We start from the raw sequence: 17,872 nt of genomic DNA on the forward strand, positions 1-17,872 counted from the left end.
GAAACAGTTTCTTTCCTAACTTGTGCACTCTCAAAATCATCTGGAAACTCCGTAATATTTTGATAACTAATTAAAAAATAAAATTTAATCAAAATAAAAATCAGATTAAATTTGGTTCACAGATTATTTAGTATTTTGCCCGCCAGTATTTACCCTTTTCAGTAACGTATAGATGTAAACCCTCACCGTCAAAGTTCTTTCCTTTGGGTGCTGTTTTGCAGAAAAGCACTGTTGTTAGTTTACCAGCCATCGCTCAAACTCCTTAACAGGGCATGATTTGCGCTCATTTTGTAGGTACTTTTTGAAAGCGCATTTTAAGTACCTGCAAAAGTACCCCCAAAGATACCCCCACTTTTTCCTAAATAACTATAAACGACTAAAAAATCTTATTGACGACAATCGAAGAATATAACGCCGTTAAATTTTATTAATCTTATGAGAAATAAAGTGTTTTTAGCAACCGAACTCTAAAAATGGCAATAAAAAAAGCAGCTTATAAAAGCTGCTTCTAAGTATCCTTGGCGGAGGGACAGAGATTCGAACTCTGGAAGGGCGTGAACCCTTGCCGGTTTTCAAGACCGGTGCAATCAACCGCTCTGCCATCCCTCCGCAATTGAGGCGGCAAATGATACGCAGTTTTTTTATTTTTGTCTAGTCTTTAGCGCACGGAAATCGCACTTATTTTATAATTCATTGTATGAACATAAATTATATTTTATCCGTCATTCGAACAGATTTTTTTCCTAGACACTGCCTTTTATGTCGAAAAATATGCAGCGACTGGTTGTGTGTGGACTGCCAAAGCCTGTGGCAGCCGATTGTTACGCCGCATTGTCAAACTTGCGCCGCTCGTGTTGCGCAAAATCATCGTTTTTGTCAACGGTGCGCCCGTCATTCTCCGGCATTCGATGCGTTTACCGCAGTCTACCGTTATAATGCGCCGGCGCGCACGCTGGTTTTACAAGCAAAATATGCGGCAAATCGCACGGCGTTGACTTACATGGGCGAAATGATGGCAACGCATCTTCCGCCGTGGCAAATTGACGCCATTATTCCCATGCCGATGTCGCGCTGGCGTTATTGGCAACGCGGCTTCAATCAAACGCATTTTTTAGCGGCAGCGCTGGGGCAGCGTCATCACTTGCCGATTTTAAAAACGGTTTTAGAAAAACGCCACCGTGTGCCGCAGTCTACATTAACAACAACCCAACAACGGCAAAAAAATATTTCTGGCGCATTCGTTGCCAAACAAAATATTTCCGGACGCATTTTGTTAGTTGATGACGTGATGACGAGCGGCGCAACGTTATCTGAAGCGGCGCGTTGTTTAAAACAAGCTGGCGCGGATTGGGTAGGTGCGAGTGTTTTTGCCGCGGTAACGCGGTTATCTGCAAAATAGGAGTTTTTATGCAAGATTTTTTGCCGGTTGTCGCTTTTATTGCGGCTTATGTCGGCGCGCGATTATTGGGCAGTGCGCAAGCGATGTATATCGCCACTGCCGTTTTAATGCTGGTTAGCGTATTACAAATTATTTATTTTAAATGGCGCCAAAAACCCATTGAAAAACGCCACTGGCTGACTTTAGCCGTGATTTTATTGTTGGGCAGCATTACCTTAATTTTCCACAACGATTTATTTATCAAACTCAAACCCACGATTTTAAATATTTTAATTGCAATCGTTTTTCTGGGTTCGCAATTTTTCGGACAAAAAAACCTCACCAAAGCCATGTTACACAGCGTTTTTGATATGCCGGAACTTTTGTGGCGCAAACTCAATTTTGCGTGGGTAGGGTTCTTTTTATTTGAAGCGGGACTGAATAGCTTCGTCGCGCTTCGTTTTTCTAATGATGTTTACGTTGCTTTTAAATTTTGGGGATTATTGTTGTTAACAATGCTATTTATGACGGCGCAAATTTTTGTTTTAAAAGATTATTTACGCCGTGAAAACAATGATGATCACGCGTGATCGTCATCTTTTGGGGCATCGGGGAGAAAATTAAAATAAGTATAAAAATACCCCGATGCTTGATTGATGCGGAAAGTAATATCGCTATCGTCATCAACATAACCTGAAGCGGCAACGAGATTTAATAGTTTTTCATCGCTGACGCCAACCGTATCTTCCAAAGCAACTACAATAACGCTGTAATACATTTTATGTTCTGGACTATAACAGCGTTGATATAAACCAACGTATTCAAATAGCGGGAAACGGTGCTCTTCAATAACTTGGCTATCAGCGAGCAATTGAATGCGCGAAAAATCACTCATAACGTGCTCTTTTAATTGATAAATTAATGAATTGCCGGCAGTGACCACAATTTTTCCAAAGCGTACAACTGCCGCGTTTCGGGTCGCATCAAATGCACGATAATATCGCCCAAATCAACTAAAACCCAATCGCGGCTGTCTTCGCCTTCAACAGCGATGGAATCCATGCCGTGTTCTTTACAATGCTCCACGACTCTATCTGCCAGCGCGTGCAAATGGCGATCGGAAGTACCGCTGGCAATAATCATATAATCCGCGAAATCTGTTTTATCGCTTAAATCAATGACTTGTATGTTTACCGCTTTTAATTCTTCCAAACTGTTGATGATGAGATTTTTAAGATTTTCTAAAGTCATATATCTTTTTTAAGTATGCTGAAATGTGATTGCGGAACTGAACCGTTCCGCACGAAAAATAATATTAATTATCAGGATATTGCGCAATAAAATCTTTAATTTTATTCACCATATGCTCTGATCCGACGATAAACGGCGTCCGTTGATGCAACGCTTGCGGCTGAATATCTAAAATGCGCTCGTGACCCGTTGTTGCCACGCCGCCGGCTTGTTCGGCAATAAAAGCCATCGGATTGCATTCATAAGAAAGCCGCAATTTGCCATTGGGATAATTACTGGCTTGCGGATACATATAAACGCCGCCTTTGAGCATATTACGGTGAAAATCAGCAACCAATGAACCGATGTAACGCGATTTATAAGGACGATGCTCTTCCGGCGCGTCTTCCTGACAATATTTAATATATTTTTTAATGCCTTGCGGGAATTTCAAATAACCGCCTTCATTGATGGAATAAATTGCGCCGTCTTTGGGGATTTTTATATTTTCGTGTGATAACAAAAAAGTGCCGAGTGAAGGATCATAGGTAAAGCCGTTTACGCCATTTCCGGTGGTAAAAACCAGCATCGTTGAAGAACCGTAAATAATATAACCGGCGGCGATTTGTTTATGACCGGGTTGTAAAAAATCTTCCAACGTTACCGGCGTACCAATAGGCGTAACACGATGATAAATCGAAAAAATACTGCCTACAGAAACGTTAACATCAATATTAGAGGAACCGTCTAACGGATCCATCAAAATAATATATTTGGCATTATGACCGCGTTCGGTATCAAAAGCGGTAAATTCTTCTTCTTCTTCGGAAGCAAAACCCGCAATATCATCGCGAGAATAAAACGCTGCTTTCATCGCTTCATGCGCAAAAACGTCCAACTTCATTTGCGTTTCGCCTTGCACGTTTTCTCGTCCCATACTGCCCAAAACGAGATCGCTCACTACGCCGGCGCGGTTAATATCGCGGTTTATAATTTTTGCCGCCCGCCGCACGGCTGACAAAATACCCGATAAAGAACCTTTTGCCTGCGGATATTCGGCTTGTTTTTCAATAATAAATTCGCCAAGGCTTTTCACGTTTTTATTCCTCACATTGATTACAAAATAATGCCGCTATTATACGCGGTCATCAGTTCATCATTTATTTAAAAGCGAAAATCTAAGGTTTGGGCTGACGATCAATAATGCGGCGCATCTCAAAACTCGAATGCACATTGGCAACGCCGGGAATACGATTCAAACGTCCCAATAAAAAAGACTCATATTCCGCCATATTTTTCACCACAACTTGCAACAAATAATCCTCGCTGCGTCCGGTCACTACGCTCATACGAACCACTTCAGGAAAACCTTCAACGGTGCGCTCAAAATCGGCGTATCGGTCGGGCGTATGTTGATCCATGGTGACGGCGACAAATGCGCTAAATGGAAAACCCAAAGCTTGATGATTCAAACACGCCATATAACCATCTATAACGCCTTGTTCTTCCAAGCGTTTTACGCGTCGCGCGCACGGCGTTGGAGAAAGATTGACTTTTTGTGCTAAAGCTAAATTATTGATTCGACCGTCCTGGCTCAAGATTTCGAGAATACGTTTATCAATTTCATCTAAAAATTGGGTTTTATCACTCATTTTTCTTACTTTTTTGTCAATAGAGCCTAAATTATAACAGATTGTTCTCTTTTTCTATATTTAAACTTAGGTAAAAATATAAAGTTAATCTATTGTTTTTAAATATAAAATTACATTTTACCGCGCGGCGATTTTTTCATTATTGCCCGCAATGATTAAGCAAAAAATCGCGACAAATCATCATCGTGCGCGGTGGCGTTTAGCGCATTGATCGAGTACACCATTAACAAATTTATAACCATCATCGCTGCCAAATTGTTTTGCCAATTCTACCGCTTCATTGATGATAACATTTTGATGAATATCAATGCGTTGTGTTAATTCATAAATCCCAATCCACAAAATCGCATGCTCAACGGGATCAAGCGTCGCCATATTACGCCGTATAAAATCTGCTGCACAACAATCGAGTTGCTCCGTATTCGTCGTAATGTAAGCCCACGCCGCGTCAAAATAATCATGATCGATTTCGCCGGCGCGCGCATCAATCATCTGATTTTCTTTAACTATTTCTGCATCATCGCCAATAATTTGCCATTGATATAAACCCTGCAACAATTGCCGGCGCGCTTGGCTGCGTTGCTCAATTGCTTGACGTCTTAAATTTGCGGTGCTCATGACCCCATCCGTTTTAATAAACTTACCATTTCTATGGCAGCGCGCGCGGCATCGGCGCCTTTATTGCCTGCTTTAGTACCGGCGCGTTCGATGGCTTGCTCAATATTATGCGTCGTTAAAACGCCAGTAATCACAGGAAGATCATATTTCAATGCCACTTGCGCCAAACCTTTGGCTTGCTCGTTGACGACCACATCAAAATGCGCGGTACTGCCTTCAATCACTGCGCCCAAAGCAATAATTGCATCATATTTTCCCAACATTGCGGCACGTTGCGCGGCAAGCGGCAATTCGTGCGCACCAGGCACATAATAAACATCAATATGTTTTCCTTTAACGCCGTGCCGGCATAGGGTATCAATAGCGGCGGTTTCTAATTTATGGACAATCAAATCATTAAAACGAGCGCAAATCAGCGCAAAACGCGCGGATTCGTCAACGACAAAATCGCCTTCAATGCGATTAACTTCTTGATTCATAAAAATCCTTCTTACAAAATGAAAACACCACTAAAAAGCGGTGCGGAAAAGGGCGGGTATCTTACTTTAATTCCGTTAAAAATTCGCTGACTTCTAATTGATAACCGGATAATCCTGTAAATTTATAAGGCGTGGATAATAAACGCATGCGGCGCACGCCTTGATCGATGAGAATTTGCGCGCCAATGCCATAAGTTCGCAAATCATCTTCCTGCTGCGGTTTGGGCGGTGGATTTTGGTGCGCAAATGCATGCATACGATTGATAATGTGGTTTTGTTTTTCTCCCTCATCTAAAACCACCACAATGCCTTCCTCTTCTTGCGCCAAACGCGATAATGCATCATCCAAAGTAAAATTACGTTCGGAAAGCGGCGCACCAAATAAATCGCTAAACGGATTTTGCACGTGCACGCGCACAAAAGTAGCCTTTTGTGGCGAAATTTTTCCTTTCACCAAAGCATAATGCAAAGTTTTATCCAAAATAGATTGGTACGCGGTGAGCGTAAACGTGCCGTAACGCGTAGGCAATTCACAGGTTGAAATTTGCACCACGATTTGCTCGCGTGCCAAACGATAAGCGATTAAATCCGCGATTGTGCCGATTTTTAAACCATGTTCTTCAGCAATCGCTTCTAAATCCGGACGACGCGCCATCGTGCCATCATCTTTTAAAATTTCAACAATCACCGCCGCCGGTTCAAAACCCGCCAAACGCGCAAAATCACAGCCTGCTTCCGTGTGTCCCGCGCGCACCAAAACGCCGCCTTCGCGCGCCACAATAGGAAAAACGTGCCCCGGTTGTACCAAATCTTCGGGAAGCGCTTCTTTAGCAACGGCTTTTTTAATTGTAGTGGCGCGATCGTACGCCGAAATGCCAGTGGTGACGCCTTCAGCCGCTTCAATGGAAACGGTGAAATTTGTTGCAAATTGAGAACCGTTATTCATCGCCTGCGGCCATAATTTTAAGCGGTCATTGCGCGCTTGATTAATCGTTAAACAAATCAAACCGCGTCCATATTTCGTCATGAAATTAATTGCTTCCGGCGTAATATGTTCTGCCAAAATCATCAAATCGCCTTCATTTTCGCGATCTTCGTCGTCCATAATAATGACCATTTTTCCGGCGCGTAAATCGGCAATAATTTCTTCAGTACTATGAATCGTCATCGATTATTCCTTTTAAAATCCCAATGATTGCAGGCGTTCGAGCGTCAGCGTTCCGGTTTCAGAATCCGTACTTTTGAGCAAACGCTCCAAATAACGCGCGAGCAAATCCACTTCAATATGAACCGCTTGCCCGATGTGATAATCATCGATAATCGTGTTTTTTTGCGTGTGCGGCACAATCATCACGCTAAACTGATCGCCTTGGATATCGTTGATGGTCAAACTCACGCCGTCAACCGTAATGGAACCTTTACGGGCAATATATTTGGTCAGCGCCGTGGGAACGGAAAACTGTAAACGTTGGCTGCGTCCTTCGGTAACGCGTTCTTTTAATACGGCAATGCCATCTACGTGACCGCTGACTAAATGTCCGCCCAATTGAGTGTTGAGCGTTGCTGCGGGCTCTAAATTAACGCGCGTATCGACGCGCCAACGCGCAATCGTGGTTAAACGCAACGTTTCTGCGGAAACGTCCACCCGAAATCCTTTTGAAATAAAATCGATCACGGTTAAACAAACGCCGTTAACTGCAATGCTATCGCCGAGATGACTATGACTTAAATCAAATTGTTCAGCGCAAATCTCTAAAGAAAGATCATTGCCGTGCGCCGCGATGGCAGTAATCGTGCCGACGGATTGGATAATTCCCGTAAACATATGTTTTTCCTGATTTAAGGGTTAACGAGCAAACTCAATCGCCAATCGTCGCCGATGAGATGCGCGTCAGCAATTGAGAAGCGCATTCTATCAGATAAGTGCGCAAGCGGCGGCAGCGCAACCAGTGGACGCGCCGAATCACCCAAAAAAGTTGGCGCTAAATACAATAAAATTTCATCAACTAATTGCTCGGTTAAAAAAGCGCCGGCAAGTTGCATGCCTGCTTCCACAAAAAGATGATTGATTTGCCGACGCCCCAATTCATCAAGCAATGCAGAAAGCGGCACTTTTCCCTGTTCGGTTGCCGGCAGCGATAAATATTCCACCATTTGGGGGAAAGATTGCGGCGGTGGTTGAGTTGTCACCATTAAAATAGGCGACGGATCGCAAAACAACGCAGCATTTGCCGGTGTTTTTAATTGACTATCGATCACCACGCGCAGCGGCGGATTTGCCGGCAGATCCGTTGGAAAACGCGCCGTTAAACGCGCATTATCGCCAATAACGCTCCCCGTTCCCGCGAGCACCGCATCAGCGGCAAGACGATGAAAATGTACATCTTTTCTTGCTAATTCGCCCGTAATCCACTGACTTTCGCCGTTTGCCAGCGCCGTGCGTCCGTCCATACTGGCAGCAATTTTTAAGGTAACCCAAGGTCGTCCCCAACGCATGCGGTGAAAAAAAGGGCGATTTAATTGCAATGCTTCTTGCGCACAAATACCTTGTTCAACGCTTATTCCTGCCGCTCGTAATGCCGCAATTCCTTTGCCAGCAACCAAAGGATTGGGATCGGAACAGGCAATAACTACGCGTTTGACGCCGGCGGCAATTAAAGCGTGGGTGCACGGCGGCGTGCGTCCAAAATGAGCACAAGGTTCTAAAGTAACGTAAACGGTGGCATCGCGCGCTTGCGTTCCCGCAGCATTTAACGCATTAATTTCCGCGTGCGCTTCGCCGGCGCGTTGATGCCAGCCTTCGCCGATAATCGTATGATTTTTAACGATAACACAGCCAACGCGCGGATTGGGTGCCGCAGAAAAAATACTGTTACGCGCCAGTTCCAAAGCGCGGTGCATATAAAAGAGATCGGAATCAGGAGGATTGTTCGTCGGCGAGTTCATCGATGGTTTTTTGAAAAGCCGCTACATCTTCAAAGCTCAAATAAACCGAGGCAAAGCGAATGTAAGCGACGTGATCTAAATCTTTTAATCCGTCTAAAACCCAGCGCCCAATGCGCTTTGAGGGAATTTCGCGCGCGCCGCTGTCGCGCAGCCGCGCTTCAATTTGATTGATCAGTTGCGTGATTTCTTGATCGGAAACCGGACGTTTTTCAACGGCGCGCAGCAATCCGTGGCGCAATTTATCGGCATTGAAAGTTTCGCGGGTGCCGTCATTTTTAATCACGGTTGGCGTGGAATCTTCAGCGATTTCATACGTTGTAAAACGAGCGCGGCAGTGTTCATTCAAACATTCGCGCCGACGGCGGATTTTACTACCGTCGGCGATCAAGCGAGAATCAATAACTTTCGTCTCTTTTGCATGGCAAAATGGACAAAACATCGTCGTTTCTCTTAATTATTGACCATAAACTGGAAATTCAGCGCACAATTCCGCTACTTTATTGCGCACGTTAAGAATGACTTCTTCATTGTCAATGTCATCTAAAACGTCGCAAATCCAGTTGGCAACTTTTTTCACTTCATTAACGCCAAAACCGCGTGTGGTAATTGCCGGTGTACCAATGCGGATTCCGCTGGTGACGAAAGGCGATTGCGGATCGTTGGGCACGGAGTTTTTGTTTACCGTAATATGAGCGCGAGATAATGCATCGTTTGCCGCTTTACCGGTTAATCCTTTATTGATCAAACTCACCAGCATTAAGTGGTTTTGCGTGCCGCCGGAGACGATATCGTAACCGCGCGCGATAAATACTTTTGCCATGGTTTTCGCGTTTTCCACAACTTGTTCTTGATATTTTTGGAAAGACGGTTCCAGCGCTTCTTTAAACGCAACGGCTTTTGCCGCAATCACATGCATTAACGGGCCACCTTGAGATCCTGGGAAAATGGCAGAATTTAATTTCTTTTCAATGGTGGGATTGGCTTTGGCTAAAATGATGCCGCCGCGCGGGCCGCGCAATGTTTTATGCGTGGTTGAAGTGACCACATCAGCGAAAGGAACAGGATTGGGATATAAACCTGCTGCTACTAATCCAGCAACGTGCGCCATATCGACCATTAAATAAGCGCCAACGCTGTCGGCAATTTCGCGGAATCGTTGGAAATCAAGAACTTGTGAATAAGCAGAAAAGCCGGCAATAATCATTTTAGGACGATGTTTTTCGGCTAATTGCGCCACAGCGTCATAATCAATTAAGCCTTTATCATCAATGCCGTAGCCGATGGAATTATAAGTTTTTCCAGAAAAGCTGACTTTTGAACCGTGGGTTAAATGTCCGCCGTGATCCAAATCCATACCTAAAACGGTATCACCTGGTTCTAATAAAGCTAAAAATACGGCAGCATTGGCTTGAGAACCGCTGTGGGGTTGTACGTTGGCATAATCAGCAGCAAATAACATTTTAACGCGCGCAATTGCTAATTCTTCAACGATATCAACGTATTCACAGCCACCATAATAACGTTTCCGCGGATAACCTTCGGCATATTTATTGGTTAAACAACTGCCTTGTGCTTCCATGACGCGCGGACTGCAATAGTTTTCAGAAGCGATCAATTCAATATGATCTTCCTGACGAGTGGCTTCATCAGCGATTGCTTGGGCTAATTCATTATCAAAATCAGCGATGTTCATTGCTTTTGTAAACATTATGCTCCTCCTATATTAGCGAAAGTCGCCATTTTAAAACCTGTAGATATAATAAACAAGGCTGCACAAACGCGATCAATATGTCGTTATTTTTCCTCATCTTGGCAGCTTTCAATAAAATCTATCACGCACTTAATCAGTGCGCCGTATAATACCGCGCCGATGACTGGGAGAGTTAATGTCTGAACAAATTTTGCTTTTTGGGGCGCCGCTGGAAACCTTGCCCCAAGATTTATACATTCCGCCCGATGCGTTGCGCGTTTTATTAGAAATTTTTGAAGGTCCGTTAGATTTATTGTTATACCTTGTTCGCAAAGCCAAAATGGATATTTTAGCAATTCCGATCAGCGAAATTACCGAGCAATATTTAGTCTACATTCGCATGATGCAAACACTTGATATTACTTTAGCCAGCGAATATTTACTTATGGCGGCAACGCTTTCGGAGATGAAATCGCGTCTTTTGTTGCCCGTTTTAGAGCGAGAAGATGAGCCGGAAGAAGAGGATATGGCTTTTGATTTGAGCGAACGGTTACTGGCTTATGCGCAACTCGTTGATGCGGCAGAAAAATTATCAGAATTACCGCGCATTGATTCGGGAATTGCCGTATCTGCTTACGAATATATTCCCGAGCAGCCGCGCCAACGTCCACGCGGCGATTTAACTTTATTATTGCAAGCCGCGGCGCAATTACGTTATCGGCAAAAAGTGCAACAAGCTCATGAAATTTCGCGCGAGCAGTTACCGCTGGCGCCGCGTATCGCGCTGATGCAATCGCGTTTAGAACAGGAAAACGGTTGGCACGATTTGCGCCAGTTTTACCAAAATGAAGAAGGAACGGGCGGTTTAGTGGTGAGTTTATTGGCGCTTTTGGAATTGGATCGCCGGCAATTTTTGGAATGGCAACAAGAATGCGCTTTTGCAGCCGTACAATTACGGAAACGCGCATGAATACATTAACTAATCGCATTGAAGCTTTATTATTTACCCGTAATTCCGGTTTATCGGTTAACGATATCGCTCAAGCATTAAATGCGGATAAAACGGCAGTCGTGGCGGCGTTAAATGAACTGATGAAACGCTATGAATCTTCTGCTATTTCCGTGGTAGAAATTGCCAGCGGTTGGCGTTTACAAGTTCGACCGGATTATTTTTCCGATATTTGCGCGCTCAATCACATGCAACCGGTAACGTATTCGCGCGCTTTTTGGGAAACTTTGGCTTACATTGTTTATCATCAGCCGGTGACGCGCGCCGAAATTGACCGCGTGCGCGGCGTAACCACGAATACGCGGATTTATCAGCAACTTTTTGATTTGGGGTGGATTGTGGTGGCAGGACAAAAAGAAGTGGTGGGGCGTCCGGATTTATTAGCTACCACCCGCGCATTTTTAGATGATTTTGGTGTGCAAACGTTGGCAGAACTGCCACCGTTGAGCGCGATTGAACAATTTATCGTCGCAGGAGACGACAATGAACAAAAAAAATGATGATGCACAACGCATTCAAAAATATTTAGCGGCGCGCGGCGTGGGTTCGCGCCGGCAAATTGAAACGTGGATTAAAGAAGGGCGGTTAAAAGTTGACGGGCGCGTTGCCGAATTGGGACAAAAAATCAGCGGCAACGAACGTCTATCGCTCGACGGTAAACCGTTACGCATTGCCGTTGAACATAAAAATCCCCACATGATATTGATGTATCACAAACCCGCCGGCGAAATTTGTACGCGCAAAGATCCCGAAGGACGCGTCAGCGTTTTTCAACATTTGCCAAAAATCAGCCACGGGCGGTGGGTGGCAATCGGTCGTCTTGATTTAAATACTTCCGGTTTGTTGCTTTTTACCAATGACGGCGCGTTAGCCAATCAATTAATGCACCCCAGCGCAGAAATTGAACGCGAATATTGGGTGCGCGTTGCCGGCGAGGTAACCGAAGAAATGTTAACCGCGTTACGGCAAGGCATTCCGTTAGATGACGGCTTGGCGCGGTTTACGGAAATTTGTCCGCTGAAAACTTTGCATGAAGACGATACGCAATTTAACCGTTATTTTTCCGTGACTTTAAAAGAAGGACGTAACCGCGAAGTGCGGCGTTTGTGGGAAGCGGTGGGCTGCAAAGTCAGCCGTTTAAAACGCATTCGTTACGGCACGATTTCATTACCACCTTCTTTAAGCGCGGGACGGCATCGTTTATTAACCGCTGGCGAGCAAGCGTCGTTAATTTCTTTGGTCAGCGAAAAAAACCGCCGCGACAATTCGCCCAAACCTCGTTAAAATGCCGAGAAATTATTCGCACCGCGTTATTTTCTGTTGCCGTAATTATTTTTACGCGCGCGATTAACGCGGAATCCGAAAACATTATCCAGAGGCAAAAATTATGGCAGAGCCAATTATCGTTAAAGGTCAAAAACAAAACGCAATGGGCGTTAAACGCAAAGGCGCAGAAAAAGTGCGCCATGTTGCCGCTGATGCCGAACATTTTGAACAAGAACGCTTGAAAAAACCCAGCTGGATTCGAGCAAAAATGCCGACGGGTCCCGAAGTCATGCGCATGAAAGCGATGATGCGCGAGCAAAAATTGCATAGCGTTTGCGAAGAAGCGAGTTGCCCGAATTTAGGCGAATGTTTCCGTTTTGGTACCGCTTCTTTCATGATTATGGGCGATATTTGCACGCGGCGCTGTCCTTTTTGCGATGTTGCGCACGGTCGCCCGCGCCCGCTCAATCCATTTGAACCGCGAAATTTAGCGCAAACCGTTTACAATTTGGGGCTCGCGCACGTGGTGATTACTTCTGTTGACCGCGATGATTTGCGCGACGGCGGCGCCGCACATTTTGCCGCGTGTATTCGTGAAATTCGCCGCGTATCGCCGAAAATGACGATTGAAATCTTAACGCCGGATTTTCGTGGACGCGCGGAGCTCGCCGTGCAGATTTTATCTGCAACGCCGCCAGATGTGTTTAACCATAATTTGGAGACGATTCCGCGGTTTTATGATGTTGTGCGTCCGGGGGCGAATTATGAACGTTCTTTGCATTTGCTGCGTGATTATAAAAAAGCCTGCCCGAAAAAAATCATCACAAAATCAGGGTTAATGGTGGGATTAGGTGAAGAAATTGAGGAAATTTTGCAAGTGATGCAGGATTTACGCAGCCACGATGTAGATATGTTAACCGTTGGGCAATATCTCCAACCTTCCGTGCATCATTTGCCGGTAAAACGTTATTACACGCCCGAAGAATTCGATTTTTTAGCGCAAGAAGGCAAAAAAATGGGCTTTTTACACGTTGCTTCGGGCGCAATGGTGCGTTCTTCTTATCATGCTGACCGTTCCGCGCAAACGGTTTTGTAATCCGCATTTTTATTAAACGTTATTTGATGTTATGAATGAATTTTTCCGTGATGATATTTTTAATCGACCACAAAACGTGGTCGATTTTCGTTTTGATGAACGCACTGCCGCGGTCTTTCCCGATATGATTCACCGCTCGATTCCCGCGTATGCCAGTTTATTGCATATGTTGGGCGTGATTGCCGGCACGTACGTTCAAGAGGGCGATCATATTTACGATTTGGGCTGTTCTTTGGGCGGCGCGACGTTATCGTTAAGCCGTTTTATTCCCAAAACGGCGCACATTACCGCGGTGGATTCATCGCCGGCGATGGTGCAACGATTTCGGGCGTATGTTGAGGGCGCGGCGTTACATCATATTGAAGTTTTGGAAGCCGATATTATTCATTTGCCGCTCAAATCCAGCCGCGTGATCGTGATGAATTTTGTATTGCAATTTATTCCGCCGCCCGCGCGTGATGCGTTAATTGCAAAAATTTATCAGGCGTTAACCGAAGGCGGTATTTTGTTATTGGCAGAAAAAACCCAACCCGAAGATGATTTATTGCGCACGTGGCATGAAGCTTTTAAAGCCTCGCAAGGTTATTCAGCGCTTGCGATCGCGCAAAAACGTGAAGCTTTAGAAAATGTGATGAAAATTGAAACGGAAACGGCAGAGCGGGTGCGTTTGCAGGCGGCGGGTTTTCGGCGCGTTTTACCGTATTTTCAAGGCATGATGTTTAAAGCGTGGGTGGCGATAAAATGAATGCTGCATTACGCAAATGGCACCGCGCCGTCACTTTATTGCCCGCATTATCGGTTTACGATGAAACCGCGCAACGCGTTTTCACCGCGGCATACGATCGCCGGCACAAATCTTTTGAAGATTGGTTAACGGCAATTGCGCAATTGCCTCTCATTGAGCCGCGTGCAGTGCATCTTAATCAAGCCGTGGTTACGGCAGAAGGTGCCGGCGATGAAATAGCAATTGAAACCTTGCTTAAAGCTTTGATGCCGTGGCGTAAAGGTCCTTTTTCTTTATGCGGCGTGTCGTTAGATTGCGAATGGCGCAGCGATTTTAAATATCAACGTTTGCTCGATGCTGGTTTTTCGGTATCAGGAAAAAAAGTATTAGATGTGGGTACGGGCAACGGTTATTTTTTATACCGTTTTTTGGGCAGCGGCGCGCAATGTGCGGTCGGCGTTGATCCGTCGTGGCTTTATTTTGCGCAATTTTTAGCGTTGCAAAAATTTTTCCAGCAAAACCGCGCGGTTTATTTGCCAACAACGTTGGACGATTTGTCGCTGGAAGGATTTGATTGCGTGCTGGCGATGGGCGTTTTATATCATCGCCGCGATCCGCTGGCGTTTTTGGCGCAATTGCGAAATGCCGTTGTGTGCGGCGGCGATTTGGTGATTGAAACTTTGGTCGTCGATGGCGATGCGCAAACGGTTTATATGCCGAAACAGGAATATGTGGGCATGCATAATGTATGGTTTTTGCCGAGTATTGCCGCGTTGTGCCGCTGGTTGGAACGTTTAAATTTTCGGATTGAATTGTGCAGCGAGGCGGTAGAAACCACGATAAATGAACAACGCCGCACGCGTTGGGTGAATAGTTTTTCTTTGGCTGATTTTTTGCAGCGCGCGCCTTCTGCGCCGCCGCCCAAACGCGCTTTTGTGATTGCCAAACGTTTGTAGCAGATGCAAGCCTTTGGCAAATTATTTACAATTGCGCATCTTCATTTTTTCAATGATTTTGCGCTGATAGTCGCATTATTCCGTAAGCAGTAAGGATTTTCAGATGAATACTACGCCGAGTTGGGTTACCAGCTTTCGTCGCGGCTTTAATGATTTGTGGTTTGTATTATCGTTAATCGTCGCTTTAATTTTATTTTTTCTTCTCATCGGTTATCACGCTTCCGATCCGGCGTGGACGACTTCCGGCGCTTATCCCAAACCGCAACATTGGTTTGGCAGCGCAGGCGCTTATATTTCCGATATTTTTATTTCGTTTTTTGGTTATGCTGCCTATGGTTTTCCGCTGGGATTATTGTTGGTCGCTTGGCAAAGTTTCACCCGTAATATTCATTATTCCGAATTGATTATTTGGAAAGCGCTGGGCATTTTGGTCAGCGTGATTGCATTATGTGGCATCTTTTCTTTTCATATTCCCGTGCCGATTAATGCGTGGGCGGTGACCGGCGGCGGCATTATCGGGCAAAAATTAAGCATTGAATTGCTCAAATTTTGCGCAGTGCCGATGATTATGGCGTTATATACCGTGGTATTGATGATTGGACTGGTTTTATTGGCTGACGTGCATTGGTTGGGCGTTTGCGATTGGATTGGTTACCGATTATTGCGTCTTTTTACCGGCAAAACATTTGACCGCGAAGAACATCAATGGGAAGACGAATCCGAAACATTTTCCGATGATGAAGATTTTTCTGACGAAGAAGATTTTAATTGGTCAGCGCCAATGAATCCTGAATCTGCTCCTTTAAAAAATCCTTTTGCTGCCGCGGAAAAAATATCAGCAAAACATTCATCAGAATCAGCAAATGAACCGTTGCCGTTATGGAATCCAGAAACCTATTCATCTGCACCGCGCGCATCTACGGCGCCGTCTTCCGAAACGTTAAGTTGGGACGCTTTTAAAAAAAATCATATGCATCAAGAGCCTTATCTCAATTTGCGTCCAAAAAATAATCATGAACCGTTGCCGTTGAAAAGCGCCGCGCCGGCGCCCGAAAAAACGTTGGAAACATTTTTGGCTGATGATGACGGCAGCGATGAAGCAGAAAAACCGTCCGAACCGCATATTTCATTTACCGCGGCGCCCGCTGATACGATAGCGAGCGTTTTGCCGCGCGCGCCGGAAGCAATTACGCCCAAATCTTTCGCCGATGATCTTTCAGATGATGATGACGATGACGCCGCCGATTTTTCGGAACCGTTGTTATCACCGTTAAAAGTGCAACTCAAACCATCGCCCATTTATCAATCTGCTGCGGCGGATCATTATGTGTTGCCGTCTGTACATTTATTAAAAACGCCGCCACCGTCCGTTTCCGATTACAGCGATGAAGAACTCGATGCGATGGCAAGCAAAGTGGAGGAATCGTTAAAAAATTATCGGCTGGACGTTGAAGTGCGCAATATTGAAGTGGGACCCGTGGTAACGCGTTTGGAATTAGCGCTGGCGGCGGGGATTAAAGTGAGCCAAATTTCCAGTTTGGATAAAGATATTGCCCGTTCTTTAGCGGTGCAAAGCGTGCGCGTGGTGGAAGTTATTCCCGGAAAACCGTATATCGGCTTGGAAATTCCCAACCGCAAACGCGAAATTGTGCATTTGCGCAGTATTTTGGAATCAGAGGCGTATCAAAATCAAAAATCACCGCTCACGCTGGTTTTGGGCAGCGATATTTCGGGCAATCCGGTGGTGGCGAATTTGGCAAAAATGCCGCATTTATTGGTCGCTGGCACAACCGGTTCCGGAAAATCGGTAGCGATTAACGTAATGCTCGCCAGTATGTTATACAAAGCTACGCCGAAAGAATTACGCTTGATTTTGGTTGACCCCAAAATGCTGGAAATGAGCATGTATGAAGATATTCCGCATTTGCTGACGCCCGTGGTAACCGATATGAACGACGCGGAAAACGTTTTGCGCTGGGCGGTTGCGGAAATGGAACGACGTTATCAATTAATGGCAGCGTTTCGCGTGCGCAATATTGCCGGTTTTAACCAAGCTATTCGCAGCATGGAAGAGCGCGGCGAACGCATCGATGATCCGTTGTGGGAACCGGACGGTTTGGGCATCGCGCATCAACCGCCGCAAATTTCAACATTGCCGTATATCGTTATTATTATTGATGAATTAGCAGATATGATGATGGCGGTAGGGAAAAAAGTGGAGGAACTGATCGCGCGGATTGCGCAAAAAGCGCGCGCTGCCGGTATTCATTTGATTTTAGCGACACAACGCCCGTCTGTAGACGTTATCACGGGGTTGATTAAAGCGAACGTGCCAACGCGATTAGCGTTTCAAGTATCGTCAAAAATTGATTCGCGCACGATTATCGAACAACAAGGCGCAGAGTCGTTATTGGGTTATGGCGATGGATTATTTGTGCCGCCGGGCAGCGCCGCGCCGCAACGGATTCACGGCGCATTTATTGATGATGCCGAAGTTGACGCGTTAACGACTTATTTAAAAACGCAGGGTGCGCCAGAATATGAAGAAAGCGTGACGCACCCCGTGCCGCCGTCTGCATTAGGCGCGTTGGGCGCTTTGGAAAAATCCGATGATCCCGAGCAAGATCCGCTTTACGATGAAGCCTGTCAATTAGTCATTGAAAATCAAAAAGCCTCAATTTCGTGGTTGCAACGGCGTTTGAGTATTGGTTATAACCGTTCGGCGCGCTTGATTGAAACGATGGAATGCGCGGGCATTGTTTCATCTCCCAATAACGGCACGCGCAAAGTTCTCGTTGGCAACCGCAATGATTAATAGGAGAAAATTT

General features: G+C 45.3%; 20 protein-coding genes and 1 tRNA gene. 9 read left to right on the plus strand and 12 right to left on the minus strand.

The features are described 5' to 3' along the window. Nucleotides 1-519: 519 nt before the first annotated feature. A tRNA-Ser gene (locus AKG33_RS03950) sits at nucleotides 520-609 on the minus strand. An 88-nt stretch (nucleotides 610-697) separates the two neighbouring features. Between AKG33_RS03950 and AKG33_RS03955 the strand changes: the two genes are divergently transcribed. Both AKG33_RS03955 and AKG33_RS03960 read left to right on the plus strand, forming a co-directional pair. Further along, nucleotides 698-1,399, plus strand: coding sequence for a ComF family protein (locus AKG33_RS03955; protein ID WP_012030800.1), 702 nt, complete (start codon nucleotides 698-700; stop codon nucleotides 1,397-1,399). An 8-nt stretch (nucleotides 1,400-1,407) separates the two neighbouring features. Next, on the plus strand, nucleotides 1,408-1,968 hold the full coding sequence (locus tag AKG33_RS03960) for an inner membrane-spanning protein YciB (RefSeq protein WP_012030801.1): 561 nt from the start codon (nucleotides 1,408-1,410) through the stop codon (nucleotides 1,966-1,968). On the opposite strand, the gene AKG33_RS03965 is transcribed toward AKG33_RS03960, so the two are convergent. The 11 genes from AKG33_RS03965 to glyA form a co-directional block, all read right to left on the minus strand. Then, complete coding sequence (locus tag AKG33_RS03965) at nucleotides 1,959-2,273, minus strand: hypothetical protein (protein ID WP_012030802.1); 315 nt, start codon at nucleotides 2,271-2,273, stop codon at nucleotides 1,959-1,961. The genes AKG33_RS03960 and AKG33_RS03965 overlap by 10 nt on opposite strands. Before the next feature lie 23 nt (nucleotides 2,274-2,296). After that, complete coding sequence (rsfS, locus tag AKG33_RS03970) at nucleotides 2,297-2,629, minus strand: ribosome silencing factor (protein ID WP_012030803.1); 333 nt, start codon at nucleotides 2,627-2,629, stop codon at nucleotides 2,297-2,299. A 64-nt stretch (nucleotides 2,630-2,693) separates the two neighbouring features. Next, on the minus strand, nucleotides 2,694-3,704 hold the full coding sequence (gene fbp, locus AKG33_RS03975; RefSeq protein WP_012030804.1) for a class 1 fructose-bisphosphatase: 1,011 nt from the start codon (nucleotides 3,702-3,704) through the stop codon (nucleotides 2,694-2,696). Between the two features lie 82 nt (nucleotides 3,705-3,786). After that, entirely contained in the window at nucleotides 3,787-4,260 is a 474-nt protein-coding gene (locus AKG33_RS03980; protein ID WP_012030805.1) for an Lrp/AsnC family transcriptional regulator, read from the minus strand. Between the two features lie 180 nt (nucleotides 4,261-4,440). Continuing rightward, entirely contained in the window at nucleotides 4,441-4,878 is a 438-nt protein-coding gene (gene nusB, locus AKG33_RS03985; RefSeq protein WP_012030806.1) for a transcription antitermination factor NusB, read from the minus strand. Continuing rightward, complete coding sequence (ribH, locus tag AKG33_RS03990) at nucleotides 4,875-5,357, minus strand: 6,7-dimethyl-8-ribityllumazine synthase (RefSeq protein WP_012030807.1); 483 nt, start codon at nucleotides 5,355-5,357, stop codon at nucleotides 4,875-4,877. The genes nusB and ribH overlap by 4 nt, the downstream gene beginning before the upstream one ends. 61 nt (nucleotides 5,358-5,418) lie before the next feature. Further along, a complete protein-coding gene (gene ribBA, locus AKG33_RS03995) occupies nucleotides 5,419-6,525 on the minus strand; it encodes a bifunctional 3,4-dihydroxy-2-butanone-4-phosphate synthase/GTP cyclohydrolase II (protein ID WP_012030808.1) in 1,107 nt (368 codons plus the stop codon). A 12-nt stretch (nucleotides 6,526-6,537) separates the two neighbouring features. Beyond that, on the minus strand, nucleotides 6,538-7,182 hold the full coding sequence (locus AKG33_RS04000; protein WP_012030809.1) for a riboflavin synthase: 645 nt from the start codon (nucleotides 7,180-7,182) through the stop codon (nucleotides 6,538-6,540). Nucleotides 7,183-7,196: 14 nt separating this feature from the next. Beyond that, nucleotides 7,197-8,303 carry a bifunctional diaminohydroxyphosphoribosylaminopyrimidine deaminase/5-amino-6-(5-phosphoribosylamino)uracil reductase RibD gene (gene ribD / locus AKG33_RS04005; RefSeq protein ID WP_012030810.1) on the minus strand — a complete coding sequence of 369 codons (1,107 nt, stop codon included), beginning with the start codon at nucleotides 8,301-8,303 and terminating at the stop codon, nucleotides 7,197-7,199. After that, nucleotides 8,275-8,742 (minus strand): transcriptional regulator NrdR, encoded by a 468-nt coding sequence (nrdR, locus tag AKG33_RS04010; protein ID WP_012030811.1) that lies wholly within the window; start codon nucleotides 8,740-8,742, stop codon nucleotides 8,275-8,277. Before nrdR ends, ribD begins: the two co-directional genes overlap by 29 nt. A 15-nt stretch (nucleotides 8,743-8,757) precedes the next feature. Beyond that, nucleotides 8,758-10,011 carry a serine hydroxymethyltransferase gene (gene glyA / locus AKG33_RS04015; protein WP_012030812.1) on the minus strand — a complete coding sequence of 418 codons (1,254 nt, stop codon included), beginning with the start codon at nucleotides 10,009-10,011 and terminating at the stop codon, nucleotides 8,758-8,760. Between the two features lie 178 nt (nucleotides 10,012-10,189). Between glyA and AKG33_RS04020 the strand changes: the two genes are divergently transcribed. The 7 genes from AKG33_RS04020 to AKG33_RS07570 all read left to right on the plus strand — a co-directional run bounded on the left by AKG33_RS04020 (nucleotide 10,190) and on the right by AKG33_RS07570 (nucleotide 17,859). Then, nucleotides 10,190-10,963 carry a segregation and condensation protein A gene (locus AKG33_RS04020; protein WP_012030813.1) on the plus strand — a complete coding sequence of 258 codons (774 nt, stop codon included), beginning with the start codon at nucleotides 10,190-10,192 and terminating at the stop codon, nucleotides 10,961-10,963. After that, entirely contained in the window at nucleotides 10,960-11,502 is a 543-nt protein-coding gene (scpB, locus tag AKG33_RS04025; RefSeq protein WP_012030814.1) for an SMC-Scp complex subunit ScpB, read from the plus strand. The genes AKG33_RS04020 and scpB overlap by 4 nt, the downstream gene beginning before the upstream one ends. Beyond that, nucleotides 11,486-12,286 (plus strand): pseudouridine synthase, encoded by an 801-nt coding sequence (locus AKG33_RS04030; protein ID WP_012030815.1) that lies wholly within the window; start codon nucleotides 11,486-11,488, stop codon nucleotides 12,284-12,286. Before scpB ends, AKG33_RS04030 begins: the two co-directional genes overlap by 17 nt. Before the next feature lie 103 nt (nucleotides 12,287-12,389). Beyond that, nucleotides 12,390-13,364 (plus strand): lipoyl synthase, encoded by a 975-nt coding sequence (lipA, locus tag AKG33_RS04035; protein ID WP_012030816.1) that lies wholly within the window; start codon nucleotides 12,390-12,392, stop codon nucleotides 13,362-13,364. A 31-nt stretch (nucleotides 13,365-13,395) separates the two neighbouring features. Then, nucleotides 13,396-14,109 carry a carboxy-S-adenosyl-L-methionine synthase CmoA gene (gene cmoA / locus AKG33_RS04040; protein WP_012030817.1) on the plus strand — a complete coding sequence of 238 codons (714 nt, stop codon included), beginning with the start codon at nucleotides 13,396-13,398 and terminating at the stop codon, nucleotides 14,107-14,109. After that, the gene (gene cmoB, locus AKG33_RS04045) at nucleotides 14,106-15,044 is read left to right on the plus strand and encodes a tRNA 5-methoxyuridine(34)/uridine 5-oxyacetic acid(34) synthase CmoB (RefSeq protein WP_012030818.1); all 939 of its coding nucleotides are present in this window, start codon (nucleotides 14,106-14,108) and stop codon (nucleotides 15,042-15,044) included. Before cmoA ends, cmoB begins: the two co-directional genes overlap by 4 nt. Before the next feature lie 103 nt (nucleotides 15,045-15,147). Beyond that, nucleotides 15,148-17,859: a DNA translocase FtsK gene (locus AKG33_RS07570; protein WP_012030819.1), complete on the plus strand. Its 2,712-nt coding sequence runs from the start codon at nucleotides 15,148-15,150 to the stop codon at nucleotides 17,857-17,859. Nucleotides 17,860-17,872: the final 13 nt, after the last annotated feature.

The organism is Dichelobacter nodosus, from assembly GCF_001263335.1.
In the GTDB taxonomy this organism is placed as follows: Bacteria; Pseudomonadota; Gammaproteobacteria; order Cardiobacteriales; family Cardiobacteriaceae; genus Dichelobacter; species Dichelobacter nodosus.

Bases quoted from the DNA above. Each gene is read 5' to 3' on its own strand.
- AKG33_RS03955 (WP_012030800.1), top strand. From the start codon at position 698: ATGAACATAAATTATATTTTATCCGTCATTCGAACAGATTTTTTTCCT.
- AKG33_RS03960 (WP_012030801.1), top strand. From the start codon at position 1,408: ATGCAAGATTTTTTGCCGGTTGTCGCTTTTATTGCGGCTTATGTCGGC.
- AKG33_RS03965 (WP_012030802.1), bottom strand. From the start codon at position 2,273: ATGAGTGATTTTTCGCGCATTCAATTGCTCGCTGATAGCCAAGTTATT.
- rsfS (WP_012030803.1), bottom strand. From the start codon at position 2,629: ATGACTTTAGAAAATCTTAAAAATCTCATCATCAACAGTTTGGAAGAA.
- AKG33_RS03980 (WP_012030805.1), bottom strand. From the start codon at position 4,260: ATGAGTGATAAAACCCAATTTTTAGATGAAATTGATAAACGTATTCTC.
- nusB (WP_012030806.1), bottom strand. From the start codon at position 4,878: ATGAGCACCGCAAATTTAAGACGTCAAGCAATTGAGCAACGCAGCCAA.
- ribH (WP_012030807.1), bottom strand. From the start codon at position 5,357: ATGAATCAAGAAGTTAATCGCATTGAAGGCGATTTTGTCGTTGACGAA.
- ribBA (WP_012030808.1), bottom strand. From the start codon at position 6,525: ATGACGATTCATAGTACTGAAGAAATTATTGCCGATTTACGCGCCGGA.
- AKG33_RS04000 (WP_012030809.1), bottom strand. From the start codon at position 7,182: ATGTTTACGGGAATTATCCAATCCGTCGGCACGATTACTGCCATCGCG.
- ribD (WP_012030810.1), bottom strand. From the start codon at position 8,303: ATGAACTCGCCGACGAACAATCCTCCTGATTCCGATCTCTTTTATATG.
- nrdR (WP_012030811.1), bottom strand. From the start codon at position 8,742: ATGTTTTGTCCATTTTGCCATGCAAAAGAGACGAAAGTTATTGATTCT.
- glyA (WP_012030812.1), bottom strand. From the start codon at position 10,011: ATGTTTACAAAAGCAATGAACATCGCTGATTTTGATAATGAATTAGCC.
- AKG33_RS04020 (WP_012030813.1), top strand. From the start codon at position 10,190: ATGTCTGAACAAATTTTGCTTTTTGGGGCGCCGCTGGAAACCTTGCCC.
- scpB (WP_012030814.1), top strand. From the start codon at position 10,960: ATGAATACATTAACTAATCGCATTGAAGCTTTATTATTTACCCGTAAT.
- AKG33_RS04030 (WP_012030815.1), top strand. From the start codon at position 11,486: ATGAACAAAAAAAATGATGATGCACAACGCATTCAAAAATATTTAGCG.
- lipA (WP_012030816.1), top strand. From the start codon at position 12,390: ATGGCAGAGCCAATTATCGTTAAAGGTCAAAAACAAAACGCAATGGGC.
- cmoA (WP_012030817.1), top strand. From the start codon at position 13,396: ATGAATGAATTTTTCCGTGATGATATTTTTAATCGACCACAAAACGTG.
- cmoB (WP_012030818.1), top strand. From the start codon at position 14,106: ATGAATGCTGCATTACGCAAATGGCACCGCGCCGTCACTTTATTGCCC.
- AKG33_RS07570 (WP_012030819.1), top strand. From the start codon at position 15,148: ATGAATACTACGCCGAGTTGGGTTACCAGCTTTCGTCGCGGCTTTAAT.